Origin of the sequence: Longibacter salinarum (assembly GCF_002554795.1) — a bacterium.
GTDB lineage: Bacteria > Bacteroidota > Rhodothermia > Rhodothermales > Salinibacteraceae > Longibacter > Longibacter salinarum.
This window is the reverse complement of the sequence record NZ_PDEQ01000001.1, coordinates 701,129-720,215: the sequence shown is the minus strand read 5'-3', so window position 1 is coordinate 720,215 and position 19,087 is coordinate 701,129. Positions and strand designations below refer to the sequence as shown.

19 protein-coding genes are annotated in these 19,087 nt (G+C 58.7%); 7 read left to right on the top strand and 12 right to left on the bottom strand.

Annotated elements, in window-relative coordinates:
- Positions 1-16: 16 nt before the first annotated feature.
- Entirely contained in the window at positions 17-1,117 is a 1,101-nt protein-coding gene (gene aroB / locus CRI94_RS02925) for a 3-dehydroquinate synthase (RefSeq protein ID WP_098074146.1), read from the bottom strand.
- A gap of 143 nt (positions 1,118-1,260) precedes the next feature.
- Between aroB and mnmM the strand changes: the two genes are divergently transcribed.
- The 4 genes from mnmM to CRI94_RS02905 all read left to right on the top strand — a co-directional run bounded on the left by mnmM (position 1,261) and on the right by CRI94_RS02905 (position 5,124).
- On the top strand, positions 1,261-1,833 hold the full coding sequence (gene mnmM / locus CRI94_RS02920) for a tRNA 5-(aminomethyl)-2-thiouridylate-methyltransferase MnmM (protein ID WP_098074145.1): 573 nt from the start codon (positions 1,261-1,263) through the stop codon (positions 1,831-1,833).
- Positions 1,834-1,904: 71 nt separating this feature from the next.
- A complete protein-coding gene (locus CRI94_RS02915; RefSeq protein ID WP_098074144.1) occupies positions 1,905-2,711 on the top strand; it encodes an NRDE family protein in 807 nt (268 codons plus the stop codon).
- A 111-nt stretch (positions 2,712-2,822) separates the two neighbouring features.
- Complete coding sequence (locus CRI94_RS02910; protein ID WP_098074143.1) at positions 2,823-4,067, top strand: bifunctional alpha/beta hydrolase/OsmC family protein; 1,245 nt, start codon at positions 2,823-2,825, stop codon at positions 4,065-4,067.
- A gap of 73 nt (positions 4,068-4,140) precedes the next feature.
- Complete coding sequence (locus CRI94_RS02905) at positions 4,141-5,124, top strand: NAD(P)H-quinone oxidoreductase (RefSeq protein WP_098074142.1); 984 nt, start codon at positions 4,141-4,143, stop codon at positions 5,122-5,124.
- Between the two features lie 318 nt (positions 5,125-5,442).
- Here the strand turns inward: CRI94_RS02905 and CRI94_RS02900 are convergent, their stop codons facing one another.
- From CRI94_RS02900 to CRI94_RS02890, 3 genes are all read right to left on the bottom strand, one after another.
- On the bottom strand, positions 5,443-5,871 hold the full coding sequence (locus tag CRI94_RS02900; RefSeq protein WP_098074141.1) for an OsmC family protein: 429 nt from the start codon (positions 5,869-5,871) through the stop codon (positions 5,443-5,445).
- Positions 5,872-6,021: 150 nt separating this feature from the next.
- The gene (locus tag CRI94_RS02895) at positions 6,022-6,858 is read right to left on the bottom strand and encodes a mechanosensitive ion channel family protein (RefSeq protein WP_098074140.1); all 837 of its coding nucleotides are present in this window, start codon (positions 6,856-6,858) and stop codon (positions 6,022-6,024) included.
- Between the two features lie 109 nt (positions 6,859-6,967).
- Entirely contained in the window at positions 6,968-8,020 is a 1,053-nt protein-coding gene (locus tag CRI94_RS02890) for a metal-dependent hydrolase (RefSeq protein WP_179862126.1), read from the bottom strand.
- 166 nt (positions 8,021-8,186) lie between these two features.
- On the opposite strand from CRI94_RS02890, the gene CRI94_RS02885 reads away from it, so the two are divergent.
- Complete coding sequence (locus CRI94_RS02885) at positions 8,187-8,723, top strand: hypothetical protein (protein ID WP_179862125.1); 537 nt, start codon at positions 8,187-8,189, stop codon at positions 8,721-8,723.
- A gap of 52 nt (positions 8,724-8,775) precedes the next feature.
- Here CRI94_RS02885 and CRI94_RS02880 read toward each other — a convergent pair whose 3' ends face one another.
- Positions 8,776-9,432, bottom strand: coding sequence for a hypothetical protein (locus CRI94_RS02880; RefSeq protein ID WP_098074137.1), 657 nt, complete (start codon positions 9,430-9,432; stop codon positions 8,776-8,778).
- 225 nt (positions 9,433-9,657) lie between these two features.
- On the opposite strand from CRI94_RS02880, the gene CRI94_RS02875 reads away from it, so the two are divergent.
- On the top strand, positions 9,658-10,068 hold the full coding sequence (locus CRI94_RS02875) for a hypothetical protein (RefSeq protein WP_143815273.1): 411 nt from the start codon (positions 9,658-9,660) through the stop codon (positions 10,066-10,068).
- A 311-nt stretch (positions 10,069-10,379) separates the two neighbouring features.
- Here the strand turns inward: CRI94_RS02875 and CRI94_RS02870 are convergent, their stop codons facing one another.
- From CRI94_RS02870 to CRI94_RS02850, 5 genes are all read right to left on the bottom strand, one after another.
- On the bottom strand, positions 10,380-11,123 hold the full coding sequence (locus tag CRI94_RS02870) for a head GIN domain-containing protein (protein ID WP_179862124.1): 744 nt from the start codon (positions 11,121-11,123) through the stop codon (positions 10,380-10,382).
- Positions 11,124-11,235: 112 nt separating this feature from the next.
- Positions 11,236-11,862: a TlpA family protein disulfide reductase gene (locus CRI94_RS02865; protein WP_098074134.1), complete on the bottom strand. Its 627-nt coding sequence runs from the start codon at positions 11,860-11,862 to the stop codon at positions 11,236-11,238.
- A gap of 48 nt (positions 11,863-11,910) precedes the next feature.
- Complete coding sequence (ytxJ, locus tag CRI94_RS02860) at positions 11,911-12,261, bottom strand: bacillithiol system redox-active protein YtxJ (protein WP_098074133.1); 351 nt, start codon at positions 12,259-12,261, stop codon at positions 11,911-11,913.
- A 196-nt stretch (positions 12,262-12,457) separates the two neighbouring features.
- Positions 12,458-14,638 (bottom strand): 3-hydroxyacyl-CoA dehydrogenase NAD-binding domain-containing protein, encoded by a 2,181-nt coding sequence (locus CRI94_RS02855; protein ID WP_098074132.1) that lies wholly within the window; start codon positions 14,636-14,638, stop codon positions 12,458-12,460.
- 49 nt (positions 14,639-14,687) lie between these two features.
- Complete coding sequence (locus CRI94_RS02850; RefSeq protein ID WP_245846051.1) at positions 14,688-16,001, bottom strand: acetyl-CoA C-acyltransferase; 1,314 nt, start codon at positions 15,999-16,001, stop codon at positions 14,688-14,690.
- Positions 16,002-16,350: 349 nt separating this feature from the next.
- Between CRI94_RS02850 and rlmB the strand changes: the two genes are divergently transcribed.
- Entirely contained in the window at positions 16,351-17,115 is a 765-nt protein-coding gene (gene rlmB / locus CRI94_RS02845) for a 23S rRNA (guanosine(2251)-2'-O)-methyltransferase RlmB (RefSeq protein ID WP_098074131.1), read from the top strand.
- Here rlmB and CRI94_RS02840 read toward each other — a convergent pair.
- On the bottom strand, positions 17,087-18,286 hold the full coding sequence (locus tag CRI94_RS02840) for a lysylphosphatidylglycerol synthase transmembrane domain-containing protein (RefSeq protein ID WP_098074130.1): 1,200 nt from the start codon (positions 18,284-18,286) through the stop codon (positions 17,087-17,089). The two genes, rlmB and CRI94_RS02840, sit on opposite strands and share 29 nt — an antisense overlap.
- A gap of 50 nt (positions 18,287-18,336) precedes the next feature.
- The gene (gene lolA1 / locus CRI94_RS02835) at positions 18,337-18,981 is read right to left on the bottom strand and encodes an outer membrane lipoprotein periplasmic chaperone LolA1 (protein ID WP_143815272.1); all 645 of its coding nucleotides are present in this window, start codon (positions 18,979-18,981) and stop codon (positions 18,337-18,339) included.
- Between the last annotated feature and the right edge of the window lie 106 nt (positions 18,982-19,087).

The window sequence follows — 19,087 nt, the reverse complement described above, 5'->3', positions numbered from 1 at the left end:
GCACTGCAGGCAGTGGTTATGGACGGGTTGCAAAGTCCCACGCCTGTCGTAAGGCTGCATCCGAGATGTCACCGGTCACATATGCTTGCCCGAGACGGTCCAAAAGAACGAATCGAACGACATCGCCTTTGTTCTTCTTATCGGACTGCATGGCGCGGCGAACATCCTGCCAATCGAGTTCGGAAGGGTCGTGCTGTTGCGGGATGGCCCGCAGGACGTAATCGATGTTCTCGCGGGGAATTGCCTGCGTATTGCGTTGAGCAGAGAGGAAGAGGGCAGCTCGCATGCCGATTGCAACGGCTTCACCGTGTGTGAACGTGCCGTAACCGGCCACCGACTCGATGGCATGTGCGAAGGTGTGACCGAAGTTCAAGATTGCACGTCGCCCTGATTCCTTTTCATCTTCGGCGACAATTTCAGCTTTGACCTTTGCCGCTCGAGGAATCATCTTGTGAATGAGGTCGCGTCGACGCCCCGTCATCACGTCCACAAGATGCTCCTCAATGAACGAAAACAGGTCGGCGTCGGCGATGACAGCGTGTTTGATCACTTCCGCCATTCCGCTCGTCCATTCGCGTTGCGGCAGCGTACCGAGCGTGTCCAAGTCCGCTACGACGACGTTGGGCTGGTGAAAGGCGCCAATTAAATTTTTGCCGGTGGCGTGGTTGATGCCGGTCTTCCCGCCAAGGGCGCTATCCACGTGCGCAATCAGCGAGGTTGGACACTGCACGACCGGGACGCCGCGCAGGAGAGTTGCCGCTGCATAGCCTGCGAGGTCGCCGACGACACCCCCTCCGAGCGCGATAACAGGCGTATCTCGGTCGATTCCCCACTCGAGGATATCGTCGTACAGGACCTGCAATTGATCGGCTGATTTGCTTTTCTCACCCGGCGGCACTGTGATAACGTGCGGAATCCATCCGGCAGACGAGAGGGCCGTCCGTACCGGCGACCGATATTGCGCCCCAACGTTTTCATCCGTCACGACAACACACTTTCCGGTCCGCAGTCCGACGTCGTGCAAGATACCAGGGAGGTCGCGTAGCGACGTGTAACGGATCGCATAATCGCGACCGCGTTTGAGCGGAACGGATACCGAAGACGGCGTGTCAATCATAAAATTACTTCTGCCTCACCTAGCAATTGGGATCGAGGCTCGAACCCGCGCCCTGAATTTCCGTTTCGAGCGAGAAATGAACGCTTCGGCTTTCACGAATCGTTCGTTCCTCTCACACTGTTTGCTGCCCTGCTACGCCGGTCATGGCTATTCTGAATGTTCTTCCCTTTGCACACGAACTCACCCGGCGCGCTCTGCGCCCGGGCTCGGTTGCTGTGGACGCAACAGCCGGAAATGGGCACGATACGGTTCATCTAGCCTCGACTGTGGGGGAGGATGGGCGGGTCTATTCCATCGATGTACAGGAGCAGGCGGTCAAAGCGACGCGTCACAAGATCGATACACGCGTTCCAGACGTGGATGTACGTCTCATCCACGGCGACCATGCGGCCCTTCTGGAGCACATCGAGAAGGAGGACATCGGACAAGTCGGTGCGGTCATGTTTAATCTGGGGTATCTGCCCCGCGGAGATCATGACCTGATTACGACCCCAGAGACAACGCTCCCTGCGCTCGACGCCGCGCTGGACCTTCTGCAGCTGGGCGGGGTCATCACCATCGTCCTGTATACAGGGCATGACGGTGGACCAGAAGAGGCCGATGCGGTTCATGGTTGGGCTCGCGCACTTCCGCAGCACGAATACCGGGTTCTCTCGTATCGCTTTACGAATCGCGAGAATAATCCGCCACGACTTCTCGCCGTAGAAAAACGATAACACCGGTTCTTCGGCAATACCGGGCCATCTGAACGCTTAGTGTACCCTCTGCGACTTTCCGTGCTCCGCTTATGTGCCTACTCGCATTTCGGCTCAACGACCATCCGGTCTACGATCTCGTGTTTGCTGGAAATCGAGATGAGCACTACGATCGACCGACAGCGCCTGCAAACTTCTGGGAGGATCATCCGCACGTGCTGGGCGGTCGGGACCTTCGAGCCGGCGGAACGTGGATGGGTGTGACTCGAACGGGACGCTGGGGTGTGATTACGAACGTCCGCGACCCGTCGAACGTGAAAGCGAACGCTCCAAGCCGAGGCCACCTGGTCTCCGATTTTCTGACGGGTCTTTACGAGCCATTTGAATACGTTCGTGACCTTGCACCGGACGCCGATGGCTACAACGGATTCAATCTTCTGGTGGGGGAGGGCGGCACGTGTGCGTACCTCTCGAACTATCGCGACGGTCCGGAGCAGATCGCTCCCGGCGTCCATGGGATTAGCAATGCGGTGCTGAACACATCGTGGCCCAAGACGGATCGGGCACGAGCACAAATACGACAGATCACGGACCCTTCCAGCGTATCTGGCCGGCTTGATCCGAACGACCTACTGCAATTGCTTGACGAACGTCGCCGGTTTCCGGATGATGATCTACCCGAAACGGGTGTCGGGCCCGAGGTAGAGTCGATACTGTCTCCGATTTTTATCGAAAGCGAGTCGTACGGCACACGTGCCTCCACCGTGCTCCTGATTGCAAAAGATGGGACCGTAACGTTCGTCGAACGCACGTTTAATCGCGGTACCCCGTCCCGCACGCGCCGATTTACCTTCGATCGTGTCTCCCGGAGCCGGTCGGAGACGCAGGAGTCATCCTAAGCATTCCGGTTTAGATTGAAGCCTGCAACCGTGCGTAACACTCTTCGCACGACTCAACACTCATTGCGGCCTTCTCCTGTTTATTTTCCTCATTAGCAGAGCACGAAGACGATGCCATCAGAGAAGTTGACGTTTGCAAATGCCCAGGGCGACAGTCTCGCTGCCCGTCTCGATCTCCCGGAGGATGAGTCGCCACTGGCCTATGTCCTGTTCGCTCATTGTTTTACGTGTTCAAAGAACCTGTCGGCCGTCGGGCACATCAGTCGGTCGCTGACGAAGCAGGGGTTCGGGGTGTTGCGATTCGACTTTACCGGGCTCGGAGAGAGTGAAGGGGACTTCGCGGACACCAACTTTTCCTCCAACGTCGACGATTTGATTGCAGCCGCGAATGCTCTTGAAGAGCGGCGACAGGCCCCGTCGATCCTGATCGGGCATTCGCTCGGTGGCGCCGCAGTACTTCGCGCTGCAGGGGACCTGGATTCGGTGCGAGCGGTCGCGACGATCGGTGCACCGCACGATCCGGAGCACCTGACGCATCTCCTCGAAGACTCTCTGGAGGAAATTCGAGAGTCGGGCATTGCTCATGTGACGATCGCCGGTCGAACGTTCACGGTCAAGAAGCAATTTCTTGACGACCTGACGGAAGCAGAAATGTCCCGTCGGATCCGCTCGCTTGATCGCGCGCTGATGATTTTTCATGCTCCGCTCGATAATGTTGTCGGGATCGATAACGCGGCTCGGATTTTCGAGGACGCAAAGCATCCGAAGAGCTTCGTATCGCTTGATGATGCCGATCACCTTCTGACGGATGAGTCGGACTCTCGGTACGTCGGAACGGTTGTGGCCGCTTGGGCGACAAAGTACCTTGACGTGACGGTCGACCCACTGCCCGATGTCCACGAAGATGGTCGCGCCACCGACGATACTGTGGAAGGCACCGAGACCGTCACAGGAACCGTTCCCTACGAAACCACCCTCCGAGCCGGACGCCATACCTGGACGGCCGACGAGCCGGAGTCGGTTGGCGGCCGGGATCTGGGGCCGACGCCCTACGATTTGCTGTTGTCAGCACTCGGCGCCTGTACCGGCATCACGCTCCGCATGTACGCGGACCGAAAGGACTGGCCCCTTGAGACGACCACCGTCCGCCTGCAGCACGACCGAATCCATGCCGAGGACTGCGAGGATTGCGAAAGCGACAGTGGTAAGGTTGACCGGATCCGTCGCGAGATACACATGACAGGAGATCTCACGGATGAGCAGCGCGAACGACTGATAGAAATTGCAAACAAATGCCCTGTGCATCGCACGCTTCACAACGAGATCACGGTCAGAACAAGCATGGCCGTAGAATAAGACCGGGAGCGACGGGCAAGTCAGGGGGGGCGATTATCTAGCGTTAACTCTTTTCCAAAGACAAAGCGACCCTATGCAAGCCGTTATCGTGACAGAGCCGGGCGAACCGTCGAACATGACGATCGGTGAGGTGCCCTCGCCGGAGCTCGGAGTAGATGAGGTCCGCGTCAACGTGCATGCGACCGCGCTGAACCGGGCCGATACGTTTCAGCGGCGCGGATACTATCCGCCGCCGGAAGGTGAGAGCGAGATCCTAGGGCTCGAAATGGCCGGCGTGGTTGATGACGTCGCAAGCGGCGTGGTCGATTGGAAGCAGGGAGACCGCGTCTTTGCGCTGCTCGGCGGCGGTGGATACGCGGAAGAGGTCGTCGTCCACAAAGACCTTCTGATGGCCATTCCGCCGGGTCTCTCCATGACCGACGCGGCCGCTATTCCTGAGGTGTTCCTGACAGCGTATCAGGCGCTTCACTGGTTGGGCGATCTCGACTCTACCAGCCGGGTTCTGGTGCATGCCGGGGCGAGCGGGGTCGGAACGGCTGCGCTCCAGTTGATCCGCTCTGCAGGAGCAAGCGCGATCGCAACCGCCTCCGCACCGAAACACGACGTGTGCCGGACGCACGGAGCGGACCGTGTCGTGGACTACCGGTCGGAGAATTTCGTCGAAGCGGTGGAGGACTGGACCGATGGAGGCGGGGTTGATCTCATCATCGACTTTATCGGAGCGCCCTACTTTCACAAAAACATCGAGGCGCTCGCGATGGACGGCATCGTCGTCCAGCTGGCCACGCTGGGAGGAGCAACGGTGGAAGAGATGAGCCTCCGAGACCTGATGGCCAAGCGCGTTCACCTGAAAGCGTCGACCCTGCGGTCGCGATCGCACGCATATAAAACGCGGCTGACCGAAGAATTTGCAGCCTACGCGTTGCCCAAATTCATCGACGGCGAGCTGAAGCCAGTCATTGACTCCGTGATGGATTGGAGCGACGTCACCCTTGCCCACGAGCGCATGGAGAACAACGAGAACGCGGGTAAGATCGTCCTCCGGATTATCGACTGACAACCTGTTCCTCGGACGGGTCTCCACAAGCAAGCTCAGTCGTTTACCTCTATTCGCAGGTCTGATCGTGATCCTATGGCATGTGTGCCGTAGACACGGTGCGCGAAAAGAACAAGGCCTGGTTGCACAAGCGTCTCGAGGACCGACCATTGGAAGGTCCGTACCTTTGGATGGCCGAAGGCTGTCTGCCAAACAGGTTCTGATTGGCCAATAAGGTAAACCGCATGGAGCGTTCGAAAACGAAAACGCCTCCTCAGCCCGTCGGGCCGTGGAGGCGTTTCTGCATGCTCTCGTTACAGCATTACGTTGAGGCGTCGTTTATTTCAGCGTCGCATCCAGCGTAACATTCGGCCCTGCGAGAGCTTTTGAAGCCGGGCAGCCCGCCTTTGCTTTTGCGGCGAACTCTTGGAAAGCGTCTGCGTCAAGGCCGGGTACGGAGCCTACGGTGGTGAGGTGGATCGTGGTGATCGTCGGACCTCCGTCGTCAAGAATCTCAAGCGTGACATCCGCCGTGGTCTCCACGCGGTCGGGCGTATGTCCTGCCTCAGCGAGAATGTTGCTCAAGGCCATCGAGAAGCAGCCGGCAAGAGCCGCTCCGATTAGTTCTTCCGGGTTGGTGGCTTCGCCATCCTCGAACCGGGAATGAAACGAGAACGCACTCGAGAAGGCGCCGCTCTCGACGGACATATGTCCCTTACCGTTCTGGAGGTCGCCCTCCCACTTCGCATCTGCTTTACGTGTTGGCATACGGGATCAAGCTGAGTTTGAGAAAAGGAGCGTGCATGAAGGAAAAGAAGCGCTACAGAGAAGCGTTCCCCTGGATTCGGGGCGAGCGTTACGCAGGTGAAACGAACAAGCGGCTTTCCACGGATTTCCCAGGGGAGGGACTGCGACTGGTCATGCAGCCTGCTCCTCTAGAGAGTCCACATGGACATCCATTTGTGGGTACGGAATGCCGATGTCAGCATTGTCGAGCTCATATTTGACGACGCGCGTGAGTTCCTGCTTCAGTCGGAAATAGTCGTCGGGTCGTGCCCAGATCCGCACTTCCCAGATGATCGCCGAGTCTCCGAGGCTCAGGAGCGCCGCTTGCTCGCCGTGTTCTTCCAAACGATCATCGATTTTTTGTGCAGCCTGGAGGAGTACCTCGCGCGTCGAGTCAATGTCTGCTGGATAATCCGTACCGACGGCGCAATCGACCCGAATGTGGTCGTAGTTGAATATATTTCGGATCGTGTTGCCAAAAATATCGCTGTTGGGCACGACCAACAGTTGATTATCACGCGTGTCGAGTTTGGTGTAAAAGAGCTGCAGGTCACGCACAAATCCTTTTTCCCCTCCAATCTCAACGTAGTCACCCACATTGAATGGGCGGAAGAGAAGGAGCATGACGCCGGCAGCGAAGTTCGCCAGCGTGCCTTGGAGCGCGAGACCCACTGCGAAACCGGCCGCCGCGAGAACAGCGATGAAGCTAGCGGTTTCGACACCGACCATCTCCAGTGCGGCGAACGCCGTCAGGATGAAGATGGCGTAGTATGTGAGGTTCGAGCCAAACTTGACCAGGGTCTGGTCGACCGTGGGACGATCAAGCTTGGTACGTATTGTAGACCGAAGTTTCGCAGCGATGTACCGGCCGATAAACAGCACCACCAAGAAGCCTACGCCGGAGAGCAGATAGCTTCCAATGAGTGTGAGCGTTTCGGCATTTACGTACTGCTGGAAATCCATGACCATGTAGAGGTAAGAGAGAGGGCAAACGGTAAATCAGGCTCAAATTTAACGTAGGTGTTAGCGCGCCGTCGGGCGAATCTATGAGAGGATGATTACGAACCTGAACTATACCTTAATCAATCTGCAAGACTGCCTGAGAGGATGATCTTTCTTCTCCAGCGATTCGGTTTACAAACCGTCTGAGTAACTGGTCGTCCGGACGGAAGGGCGGACGCGTATGCGCAAAGTTTACGAAGGCCCCGTCAGGTCCCTGTTTTAGGACAAATGTGAACAGATATCGCCCCTCCGAACGTAGTCCGAGGTCGGTACGACCGAAGCGAAGATCGTGGAGTCGAGTGGTCCCATTTTCCTGCGAGACCGTGTAATAGCCCTTCGAGAACCATCGCAACACATCGATCGCGGGATCAGACATGTGGCCCTGAAGAAGGTGGTCATTTTTTGGGACGTACTCGAATTCGATCTGGCCACTCGAGTCGAATAGGGAATACTGTCCCGTCCACGTCCCGCCTTCATCTTGGACCATCCCGTTCCACAATATGGTGTTGAACGGAGTGGGTTGTGTGAACACTTCCGTGTGTGGTTTTCCCTGCGCTTCCAGCGAGGACGCAAACACCGATTCGACATGCGATTTTATCCCGAGCGTGAGGCACAGGTAGACGGTGCTTACGGCCAGGCCGATATAGTTGGATCGGCGGCGCGCCGTCGCGGTGGGGCGCCACTTGAGAGCAATCAGTAGACCCAGCGCGAGTGGGATCGTATATACCGGGTCGATAATGAAGATAGACGGAATCGCGGCCCGGGTGTCCGACAGTGGAGCGAAAACCTGGGTGCCATACGACGTCAGAGTGTCCAGGATGATGTGCGTCACAAGCGTGAGCAACACCAGCGGCGTCCAGGCTCGCCAGTCCGCTCCATCAGATGCGTGAATACGCGACACCATCCACGCAAGAAGGGGCGCGGCTACAACGACGACGAGAAATGAATGAGACAGGCCGCGGTGGAAAGCGAGGGACGTGATCTCCGATACGAATGGATTGATGACCACGTCGAGATCCGGAAGCGTTCCGAAAAACGCTCCCCAGAGCGGGGCTTTGTTTCCTACACGACGGCCCAGCGTTGCTTCGCCGACCGCTGCACCGAGCGTAATCTGGGTAAGGGAATCCACGGACTGTTCGACAGCTGAAAGAGGATGTTCACCACCGCTCCGAACCCTGGTGCTGACAGCGTGATCCGGGAGAGGGAGTGGCAATGTAAAGGTTCACCGCCACGTCACGTTCGGAGAACGCGGAATGTGCGTGGATGCGCGACGAGGTGGACGGGGCGAGCCGCGTATGCATCGGCTATCTGATCTGGGGCAATCGGTCACGCTGAACCTCAGCCATCGACCTGGCGTTCGCGAATGCCCGATAATTGAGCAGCAGATTTTGTTGATGGCTGAATATACCTGCACGTTTTCCGACGCCGCCGTACGCGAGGAGAGTCGTGAACGCCTCGAAGCGCTGATCCAGAAGATGTTTGCGCGACGACACCATAATCGAGTGTCGGCCGGGCCCAGTGGGCAGATGTGGCTGACCGTCGAGCTGGTGCAGGCGTTGCGGCGAGCGAGCGAAGTTTACCGGGAGCTTAGCACCAAGACGCGCGGTCCGATGCCGTTCGAGATCGGCTATCTCCGCATCCGTGACGGCCGGCTGGAGTCGATCTCCAATTCTCTTCGGATGGACAGCCCGGAAGTGTTCGTTCGAATCGTGAGCGAGTTCGTCGAACCGGGCGCAACCATCTCACTTGCAGCGGTGGAAGAGTCGGACGAAATCCCAGACGGCGGCACGTGGTCCGTCATCGGCATTGGAGATGTGGAAAAAGTAGACTGAACGATCAGTGTGATTTCGATCCGCCGAGGTGGGAGCGATAATCGTTGGCGCGTCACGATGAACTTGTTTCTGCCGTGAAGTAGTCCGCGATGGCCCGGGGAGCGACCATGAACGGCAGATCCTCGACGGCTTTCGCGCCGTCGGGGAACAGGGTCACAGTCACGGTGCGCCCCTCGTCCGCAAGTCGGTCATGCAATCGGACGCCGAGGGGGACCTCCTCATAAACGACGAGGCCAGTCACCTTGTGAGGGCGGTTTGGGAACGGATCGCCTTTTGGAAGAGTCGAGCGGAGCGTCTCCAAAAGTGATTGCGCAGCTTGCGGGCGCGGTTCTTCGAGCGTAAGAAATGATCCGACCGAGTAGTCGCGATCGAACGTGATCCGGATACGACTGAAATTCGGAGTCAGGGGACGCCAGTGAATATCTAATGATCCGAATCCGTGCGTGAGCTCATCGACCGCTTCGCAAAGCGCGGGAAACGAATCCTCAAGGTCGTTTAGCATCCGCATGTGCCCCATCGCTTCCGCCTGCATGGCATGCATTTGAGCGAGTCCTTCTGCTGCCTCGAACGATGCCTTGTGTAGCCAGGACTGGATGGGGGCAGCGTTCGTGATTGCATCACTAACATCCTGCATAGACGCATTCAGGTGGGGGCGAATGCGATCCTTCCAGTCTGATACCGTAAGTGCGGCGTCCGTTTTAGCAGCCATGACGAAACACGGAGAGCGGGAGGGGGGAATCGCGGACGTGAGAGGGGAGCGGTATGGCGATGCGTAACGATCTCAGCCAGAAAAAAGAGTCGTTAACATCCTCGAGCCATCCACTGAAATTAGGGAGTCTGAGGTCTCCTCAGAGGGAACCGTGTAGGAACAAAAGGATCTATTTACGGTTAGCCTATAGCTATCACCGACTACCTACTCACGAGGACTTTGACAGTGGCTGAACGTTCGATGACGTCCGGAGAGATCAAGACCATGCCCTTGGATGAACTCTCTGACCGGCTCAAACTCTCAAAGCAGACGATCGTTCGCTGGGTCGATCGACATCTGATCGATGCGGAGCTTCACTGGGCCCTCTCAGACGATAATGAGGAGGTCCGGATGATCGAGATCTCGCCGCAGACGATGGATTTCGTCGAATCATTTGCAGCGGAGTACCGGGAAGATGTGGTGAGCCGTACCGAAGCGCGCCGCATTCTCAAGCAGATCGATCGAAAGAAAATCAAGAAGCTTATCCGGGCGGGAGACGTCAAAGATGTTGAAGTGGACGAGGAAACCCGGATCGTTGTCGGAAGCATCGAGGACTACTTGATGGCCCGAGAGCGAGACGAAGAAGACGACGAATAAGTTGCTTCATGGACAGAGGTACCCGCTTCTGAACGTGTAGTACTGCAATCAGATAAGCATTCTCCTACCGGGAGGATGCTTTTTCTGTTTGCGTCGGTCCCGTAGCGCAACAGACGAGTCGCCACCCAGGCGAGTGACAAGACGATCGGTGTCGACGGTGAGACGGACATCAGCCCTGTCATGCATCGCGAGGAGTAGGGGAGCGCACGTGCGACGGAGATGACGAACTCGCACGATCTCATAAACAACGTGCCGTCATCCATACAGGTGACGGCACGTTACAGTATGAGCCAATGTCCGCTCGCGTTCGGTTAATCGTTGTACGGTTCAACGGAGCCGAGGCCACTCGTCGACGTCTCAATTTCGGCGGGCGAACCGATATACTGCACGTCTCCCAGACCGCTCACACGAGCGTCGAGTCGTTCCGTCGCATGCACCACACAGTCGCCCGTGCCGCTGATGCTCGCGGACGTGCGCTTCGTCTTCAAGTCTTGCGCCTCCACATCGCCCGTTCCACTGATCGAGACATCATGTTCGTCCGCCTCACCGCTCAGTTCGACATCTCCTGTTCCCGATACGCGGGTTTCAATCGTGGTCGCGCTGACGTTTAGCTCCACGTCACCGGTCCCGTTAACCGTGATTTCGAGGTCGTCGGTCGAGATCGGCGTTCGACCGATGATATCGCCCGTTCCATCGATCTGCAGGGCGCTGATGTCCGTCATGGTGATGCGGAAGATGAGATCGTCCGAATCCATGCCTCCTCCGAACAGGCGGTCGAGCAGCCCAGAGTCATCGAAATCACCATCGATGACAAGGCGATTGCTGCGTACCCGAACGTCGAGAGCATCCATGACCTCCTGAGACCGAGCAACGATTTCTACGCTTTGCTCCGATCCCTGCGACAACTCGACATCGCCAGGAATCTTTATGTGCAGCTCGGTGAACGGATCGACCTCTCGCGTTTCGGTCACTTGCTGTGCGGAGGCCGAGGGAAGGGCGTAGCCGCTAATCCCAAGAATGAGCAGACAGGCGACGATGTACCGAAGAGTGTTCATTACAGATAGGGTCCCATGAAGAGATGATGGTCGACCGGTTTCCTGACCGGCTTCAATCATAGGACGTACGCACCCCGGAAAAGGGTTACATGAACGTGCTGTGCTGTGGCGATCAAGAGGCGACTTTATTGTCGTCTGCTGATACACCAAGCATCTTGCGCAAGTCGTCCTTTAGCGCGTCGGTCGGGAAGATGCCGGGGATCTTGTACCGGACGATGCCATCTGGCGTGACGACGAGAGAGGTTGGCAGGACGTATACCGGACCGAGATCTGCGTCGGCCGCGCCGGTCGAATCGGCTACGATCGGGTACTGAATACTGTGCTTCTCGACGAATGGCTCGACTTCCTCGAGGCCCTGGTTGTTTGCGATGCCGATGATCTCCAGGCCGTGCGGTCCAAGCTCCTTCTGCAGGTCATTTAGATCCGGAATTTCCTCGAGACAGGGAGCACACCACGTTGCCCAGAAGTTGATGATTTGAACGCGACCTTGCCGTGCGCCGATCTCAACGGTCTTTCCATCGATCGTCTCGAACGACACGCCCGACGGGACCTCGAACGGTTCATCGAGCGGAGCCGTCTTTCCGACGGTATCGGGGCGAATGTCAGCTGTCGAACGCGGCGCATCCGCAGGATTCCGTTCCTCTTCCGTGCATCCTGTGATGGTACCTGCAAGGACGAAGAGGCCGACAAGCAGAAGGAGGGGAAATCGGTGACCGACCCGGGCAAACAGCAAAGACATGGACCGTCAGGGAGGGAGAAGAAAGAAAGTGGAGTGCTGCCGACGGGATTACGCGGGAGCGTTCTCGAGAGCGTCCCGAACAGCGTCGGCCTTCACGCGAAAGTGAGACGTGTCGAAGACCGCCTCGCCGTTGGACAAAACCATAACCTGCGGCGTTTCGTGTTTCAAGTTTAAATCGTTCGCGATCTCGTCGGATATCTCGCGTGCCTCTTGCACGACGACTCGGTAGACCGGGACATTGGCTTCCTCCGCGAGAGTTTCCATTTCCCCGTTGGCCCGCGCACTGGTCGGGCACATGGAGCTATGCTTGAAGATGACGACGGGATGGGACGCCGAGGCATCAACGGCTTCACTCCAGTCGGCAGCTGATGTAAGCGCTCGAAACGAATTGGTGTTCATGAAATGATTTGTAATGAGGTTGAGGAAGCGACAGGTGTGTGTCCGTACCCTACACCCGCTTCGGTGATACGCTGGTGTCGTGACGGTTTCGTAAAACGTGCATCACCCACAGGCGTCTCAGAACAAAAACGACCCACCGGGCTCCGTCGAAGAGCGGTGGGTCGTCTTTGTGTTGAGGTGTGGGGCGTATGAGAACCTAGTCGTTATGGAAGGTGGTGTCCTTCTCGGCGTGTTGGACCAGTAGACTCGACGGTTTGAAGCGCGATCCGTGGTCGCGTTCCAGACGCTCGAGCCGCGTCCGCACGGCGCCCGGCCGCTCCTGGTCGACGTACCGAAATGGGCCACCGCGGAACGGCGGGAAGCCGAGTCCGAAGACCGCGCCGAGATCCCCGTCGACGGGATCCTTCAGAATGCCTTCTTCGAGACAGCGAATCGCTTCGTTTACCATCATCAGACCGAGGCGCTCCTCAACCTCATCTGCCGGGATCGACGTGCGATTCTTGCCGCCGAAGTGACGGTACACGGCATCGTTGAACTTCGTCCGTTTCTTCTCGGGTTTGCCGGGCTGCGGCTCGTAGAAGTAAAAGCCCTGCTCGGTCTTCTGGCCCTTCAGGCCGGCCTCAACAAGCGTCGCGGCTGAATCGCTGATCTTCGTCTGGTCATCGTCGAGATGCTTGCGCATGACCTCCGTGATCTTCGCGGCCACATCGATTCCCACGAGGTCGAACAGTTCGAACGGCCCCATCGGGAATCCGAAGTCCTTCATGATCTTGTCGATCTCCTCAACGTCGCCGCCCTCCTCAAGCAGAAGGAGCGCCTCGTTCATATAGATGGCCAGGATGCGCGTCGTGTAAAAACCGGGTCCGTCGTTCACGACAATAACTGTTTTTCCCTGTAGCAAGCCGGCGTCGAAGGCTGTGGCGATCGCCTCCTCCGATGTATCCTCTGTGACGACGATCTCCAGCAACGGCATCTTGCCCACCGGGGAGAAGTAGTGCATGCCGAGTACGCGCTCCGGGCGGTCCGCGGCCTCCGCAATTTCAGAAATCGGAATGGACGACGTATTCGTCGCATACACGCACTCGTCCGAAATCACCGCTTCCGTGTCCGAGAGGATCGACCGTTTAAGGTCAAGGTCTTCCGGAACGGCCTCGATAACGACGTCGGCGTGGCGGAATGCGTTGTAGTCGCCGGTCGGTGTGACGCGTTCGACGATCTGATCGCGTTCGAACTCCGAGATGATTCGGCGATCGCTCTTCTTGTTCATCGCCTTGTAGATGTGCTTCTTCCCGCCCGCGGCCAGCTCGATGTTTTGATCTTTCAGGACGACATCCGCACCGTTCTCCGCACTCACTTCAGCGATGCCGGCCCCCATCAGGCCGGCGCCCAAGACGCCGAGCGTGTTGATGGGACGGGCTTTGTCGGCGTCCGGGTTCTTATCGCCTTTCTGCTTGGCAAAAAACAGGCTTACCAGCGCGCGCGATTCCGGAGTAAAGACCAGCTCACCGAAGTTACGAGCTTCCGTGTCCAGACCTTCTTCAAGGCCCTGCTCCATGCCCGTCTTGACGCACTCGATGATTTTGGGTGGGGCCGGGTAGTTTCCGCGCGCTTGCTTCTGTGCTTTTTCGCCGGCCTTCTGGTAGATGACGCGGCGGCTAACTGTGTTGCTCTCGAGCAGCTTATCCGCAAAGGACATGGTGTCCCGCTCGACCGTCAGCGAGCCGTTGGCAAGGGCTTTGGCCGCTTCTACGGCGGCCCGATGAAGTCCCGGAGGATGGATGGTCGCATCTACAAGTCCGATGCGCTTCGCCTTGCGAGGATAGATGTTTTTCCCCGTAAGCATCATCGTGAGCGCCTGCTGGACGCCGACAAGGCGAGGCAGGTATTGCGTCCCTCCGCCGCCCGGGAGCAGCCCGAGCTGGACTTCGGGGAGCGCCATTTTGGTCTTGTCGTGCGTGCTGCAGATGCGGTACGTGGCGCCGAGGGTCATCTCGAGTCCACCACCCATGGCTGCGCCGTTGATCGCTGCGACGGTTGGCATCCGCAGGTTCTGCATGCGAGCGAGTAGGCGATGGGCTCGGCGGCTGAGCGCACGAACGTCCGCGGGCATCTCGAAGGCCGACAGCATGTCGATGTCCGCGCCCGCTATAAACGTGTCGTCCTTGCCGCTGATAAAGACGGCTCCGCGAATCTCCGAGTTCTTCTCTGCGATCCCGATGACTTCTTCGAAGGCTGCGAGCATGTCCTCCGAAATCTTGTTGACCGACGCATCGGGATCGTCGATCATTACGGTCGCGATGCCGTCGTCATCTATCGTGAGCGTGAGCAGGTCGGTCTCAAGGTCGATCGACCGAGTGGCAGCAGTTGTCGTTTGCATAGGAGATAAGGGGTGGAAGCAAGGAGGGAGCGGCGCGAGGAGGTGGGGGCTAAACGCGTTCGATCAGCATAGCGTGGCCCTGTCCACCTGCGGCGCACGCGGCGACGAGTGCCCACCGGCCATCCTCTTCATGGAGTCGGTTCGCAGCGGTGGTGACGAGCCGCACGCCGGTCGCACCGAACGGGTGGCCGAGCGAGAGGGAGCCGCCCCGTGTGTTGAGTTTATCCATATCCACGTCGCCGACCGCGGACGTCCGGTTGAGTTTCTCTTCTGCAAACGTGTCGGAGCGCAGGGCTTCGAGCACGGCGAGCACCTGTCCGGCAAATGCTTCGTGGAGCTCGATGACGTCGATATCGTCGAGCGTTAAGCCTGCTTCGTCCAGCACCATTGGGATGGCGTACGCTGGGCCGAGAAGCAATTCGGCGCCCGGATCCTGCGCGACGAAAGCGTAGTCGCGAAGAGTCGCGATGGGCTCATGTCCATCAGCGTCAGCCCGCGCCTGGCTCATAATGAGCGCGGCGGAGGCGCCGTCCGTAAGCGCCGACGAGTTGCCGGCTGTAACGGTACCGTACGGCTTAATGAACGCCGGCGATAGGTTCTCCAGCTTTTCGAGCGTCGTATTGGGCCGCACGACGTTGTCGTGGGCGACCACGTCGAAATCCGGAGGGACTGTGGCCGGGACCAGCTCTTTGGCGAGTCGACCGTCCTCCTGAGCGGCGGCCGCTCGATGGTGGGAGAGGAGAGCGTATTCGTCCTGATCTTCCCGACTGACGCCGAACATGGCCGCAAGCTTATCGGCACTCTCTCCCATCACCTCGCCGGTTGAGAACTCTGCAATAGACGGCGCCTCTGGGACGAGGTCCGACGGTCCGAGCCCTTTCACCAGGTCGAGGTAGTCGCCGGGTCCTTTCGCCTTGCGGGCTTCGAACAGCCGCTTCCGGACGCTTCGCTTGACGCGGATCGGCGGGTCCGACATGGTTTCTGTGCCCCCGGCAATGATCGTATCGGCGAGTCCGCCGCGGATCAGGTCGACGCCGCTGGTCACGGCCTGATTGCTTGAGATACAGGCCATCGTCACGGTGAACGCGGGAATATGCTTCGGAAAGCCGGCGCCGAGGGCGGCTTCGCGAGCCACGTTGCTCGTTTCCACATCCTGAATGACGCAGCCCATCACGATGCGGTCGACGACATCCTTGTCGACGCCGGTCCGCATCAACAGTCCTTTGAGTGCCATTCGGCCCATGTCGTAGGCCATCAGGTCGGTATATGCTGTGCCGGCCCGCTGGAAGGGGATACGGCATCCGTCAATCAGTACGGGAGTACGGGAGCCGGCGCCGGAAACGCCATTCATGGATCGGCTCATGGCCGCAGGGGAGTTTGGGAAGGACGCAGACGAGAGAAGGTCGACGCGGTGCCCTTGAAAGCGCTACCGCGATTGGATCAGTAGACCAGGCGTCGATGGTAAAGGTCGATGAGAACCCACCGGTCTGGACGCGTTATGGTAGTGCTTAACGGTGTTAAGTTCAACCGATGAGTCGCATATGCCAGGTTTTCCCGGGTACCAATGCTGATATGAATCGATTTATAACGGACGTTGGTGCGAGGCGTGGTGTTCACTTCACTTACAATTCCGTCCCGACGGGAAACTAGACCGTGTCTCCGTCAATGCAACTCTCGTCCTTGTACCTGCTATTCACTTGATCCGACGCTCCATGGCCGACGCCGACACCTCTACCATCATTGGGCGCAATCCCGTTCGGGAAGCGCTGGAGCGAGCCGATCAGGGAATCGAAAAAGTCATGCTGGCGCAGGGCGCGTCCGGCGAAGCGATCGGAGCCATTCGGAGCGCGGCGAAGGAGCGTGGCGTGCCCGTGCAGTACGTACCGGAGGCACGTCTCAACCATGAGTCACAGGGAGCGGTGCACCAGGGCGTTGTCGCGATCGCGAGCCCCATCACGTACTCCTCTGTTCATGACTTGCTGACGGAGGTTGCGCCGACGTGGGCGGACGTTCAGGATCGGAAGCCCCTCCTTCTGGTGATTGATCGCGTCACCGACACACGAAACTTCGGCGCGATCTTGCGCAGTGCCGTTGCCGCGGGCGTGGACGGCGTCATCGTTCCTCAGTCTTCGATGGCCCCGCTCAACGCTGCTGCGATCAAGGCCAGCGCGGGTACGGCCACGCGGATTCCGATCGCTCGGGCGGCGAACCTCCCGACGGTCCTGCAGCAACTCAAGGAGCGAGGCTACTGGGTCTGCGGTGCGGAGGGTACGTCCGAGACGACCGTGTGGGATGTGGACTTCGACCGCGCAATGGCCGTTGTGCTCGGAAGCGAGGGAGAAGGGTTGGCTTCCGATGTCGCTGCGGCATGCGACGAGCTGGCGTCGATTCCGATGCGGGGCCCGGCGGAGAGCCTCAACGTGTCCGTGGCCGCGGGCATCTTCCTGCTCACAGCCGCTCGTCCGCGCCTTTCGTAACGGATGCGGCCGAGAGTTGAGAGGTATTGCCGGCTCCAGAAACGCAGTCGCGTTCGCCGTTTATCGGTGACGTTTCTTCTTCGGATGCCGATGCGTCTACATCTGAGGGCCTCTGTTGAAATAGCCGGGTGAAGCTGCCACCCTGGTGCACGAGAGCGAGCAGTCCGGCGATGGTGTAGAATACGAGCTGCGCCGCGTGCGTCAGGACCGCGTACGAGGCGGATGAGCCCTCGGGCATGCTGTACAGCAGAACGAGCGCCTGGATCGTCACATAGTGGTACGAGCCGATGCCCCCGGGGGACGGCACGAGAAGGCCGAGCGACCCAATGGCCATCAAAATCCAGGCGTCGACCAGGCTGATGTCGTATGGACCCGCGAGGCCAAGCATGCGAAAGGGGATGTACGCCATCAGTAGATAACCTCCCCACATCCCGATTGTCGTCCAGACGATCGTCCACCTACGAGGGGAGCGGCGAAGCGTCATGAAGCCGTCCTTGAAGGACACCAGTGCAGGCTGCAGCGTACTGGTCCACATCTGACGCAACGCCGACTGCTCGTTTTGGAATAGGCGCCAGAGGAGGCCGGCGATACCTGCGACGACGGCAATGCCGGCGAGAATCCAGAGTGCAAGTGAAAGGGCCGGTAACGCCTCCAGGCGGGCGAGGACGGGGTCGACGAACGTCTGGCGCACGACGGGCATACGGTCGATGAGGAGAATGCCCGAGCTAAGAATGGCAAATCCAAGCACCGCGGTGTCGAACACGCGTTCGACCACGACGGTGCCGAAGACGGAGCTGAAGCGAAGCCTTGACTGCGTGGACATATTTGCCGTTCGAGCAAATTCACCCATGCGCGGCGCCGCGTAGTTGACCATGTACCCGATCATGACGGACGCGAACGAATCCGACAATTTCGGTTCGGGCGGACGCTCCGTGTCGGAACGGGCGGTTTCACTCGGGAGCGCCTCCAGCAGTACCTGCCAGCGCCAGGCGCGCATCCAGTTGGCTACGATCACAAGCACGACGAGAACCGGTACCCACCGGTAGTTGGCTTGCCGGAACGCCCGCGTGATGGTGTCGACGTCAATGCCTCGAAACGCGAGATAGAGGAGACCGGCGGCAAGAACAAAACTGCCAACCTGAAGCAGGCGGCGACGAAAACGACGCGTCACGGATCGAGAGAGACTGGGCGAGAAAGAGGCGGACGGACGATCGGGAGGGGCTACGAGGAGCGGAGATCCACGACCTCCACGTCTTCGGGAGGATCAAACTGGAAGGTGGTTTCCGAGAGCCCCGGATTCACCTCGATATCGTCCAGGCGAATCGTAATCACATTTTTGTTCGCATCACGAACCCGAAGGCGTTCGATCACGAGATTCGATGGGTTAACCCACAGAATCACGTCGTCAAACGATGCGGCGGGGTCGGTAGGTTTCAGGTCAAGGACCTTGTACGAGATACCGTTCGCCGATGTGTCACGTGAGGTTTCGACGCTGTAGCGCGCGGCGTAGTTCGTGAAGAACGTTTCTGGGGTAAGATCCGAACCATCGCCCGACGGCGTATTCACCACGACCTGCTTCTGGCTCGGGGAGTAAATCCACGTCGTCCCGCCGTCGGTGACAAAGGTTTGCTGAGGCGTTTCGACACGGTATTTGGAGCCAGCGAGGTAAAGCGTACCCTCGGTACGACGAGTTGACGAAAACTCGGACTCGATCGTCTGCACGAACTGTGCCTTGATCCCGTCAATGGACTCGTATCGGGTTTGAACCTCTTGAAGTAGTGTCGAGTCCGTTTGCGCTTGGACGGGCAAGACCGCGACGAACAATACGAGCAATCCGGACAACAGGGAACGGAAGTAGGTAACCATCGAGAAAACCGTAGATGGGAGAAGAGGAGCGTCCTGGACAGACGGAAGCCGCCGAGCAGACGGAACGTGTAACACGTCAGCACCCGACGATTGGGCTGTTTTCACG

Coding starts and splice junctions, on each gene's coding strand:
- CRI94_RS02905 (WP_098074142.1), top strand. CDS start 4,141: ATGCAAGCCGTTATCGTGACAGAGCCGGGCGAACCGTCGAACATGACG.
- lolA1 (WP_143815272.1), bottom strand. CDS start 18,981: ATGGTTACCTACTTCCGTTCCCTGTTGTCCGGATTGCTCGTATTGTTC.
- CRI94_RS02895 (WP_098074140.1), bottom strand. CDS start 6,858: ATGGTCATGGATTTCCAGCAGTACGTAAATGCCGAAACGCTCACACTC.
- mnmM (WP_098074145.1), top strand. CDS start 1,261: ATGGCTATTCTGAATGTTCTTCCCTTTGCACACGAACTCACCCGGCGC.
- CRI94_RS02900 (WP_098074141.1), bottom strand. CDS start 5,871: ATGCCAACACGTAAAGCAGATGCGAAGTGGGAGGGCGACCTCCAGAAC.
- CRI94_RS02855 (WP_098074132.1), bottom strand. CDS start 14,638: ATGCAAACGACAACTGCTGCCACTCGGTCGATCGACCTTGAGACCGAC.
- aroB (WP_098074146.1), bottom strand. CDS start 1,117: ATGATTGACACGCCGTCTTCGGTATCCGTTCCGCTCAAACGCGGTCGC.
- CRI94_RS02885 (WP_179862125.1), top strand. CDS start 8,187: ATGCATCGGCTATCTGATCTGGGGCAATCGGTCACGCTGAACCTCAGC.
- rlmB (WP_098074131.1), top strand. CDS start 16,351: ATGGCCGACGCCGACACCTCTACCATCATTGGGCGCAATCCCGTTCGG.
- ytxJ (WP_098074133.1), bottom strand. CDS start 12,261: ATGAACACCAATTCGTTTCGAGCGCTTACATCAGCTGCCGACTGGAGT.
- CRI94_RS02865 (WP_098074134.1), bottom strand. CDS start 11,862: ATGTCTTTGCTGTTTGCCCGGGTCGGTCACCGATTTCCCCTCCTTCTG.
- CRI94_RS02850 (WP_245846051.1), bottom strand. CDS start 16,001: ATGAGCCGATCCATGAATGGCGTTTCCGGCGCCGGCTCCCGTACTCCC.
- CRI94_RS02880 (WP_098074137.1), bottom strand. CDS start 9,432: ATGGCTGCTAAAACGGACGCCGCACTTACGGTATCAGACTGGAAGGAT.
- CRI94_RS02915 (WP_098074144.1), top strand. CDS start 1,905: ATGTGCCTACTCGCATTTCGGCTCAACGACCATCCGGTCTACGATCTC.
- CRI94_RS02910 (WP_098074143.1), top strand. CDS start 2,823: ATGCCATCAGAGAAGTTGACGTTTGCAAATGCCCAGGGCGACAGTCTC.
- CRI94_RS02870 (WP_179862124.1), bottom strand. CDS start 11,123: ATGAACACTCTTCGGTACATCGTCGCCTGTCTGCTCATTCTTGGGATT.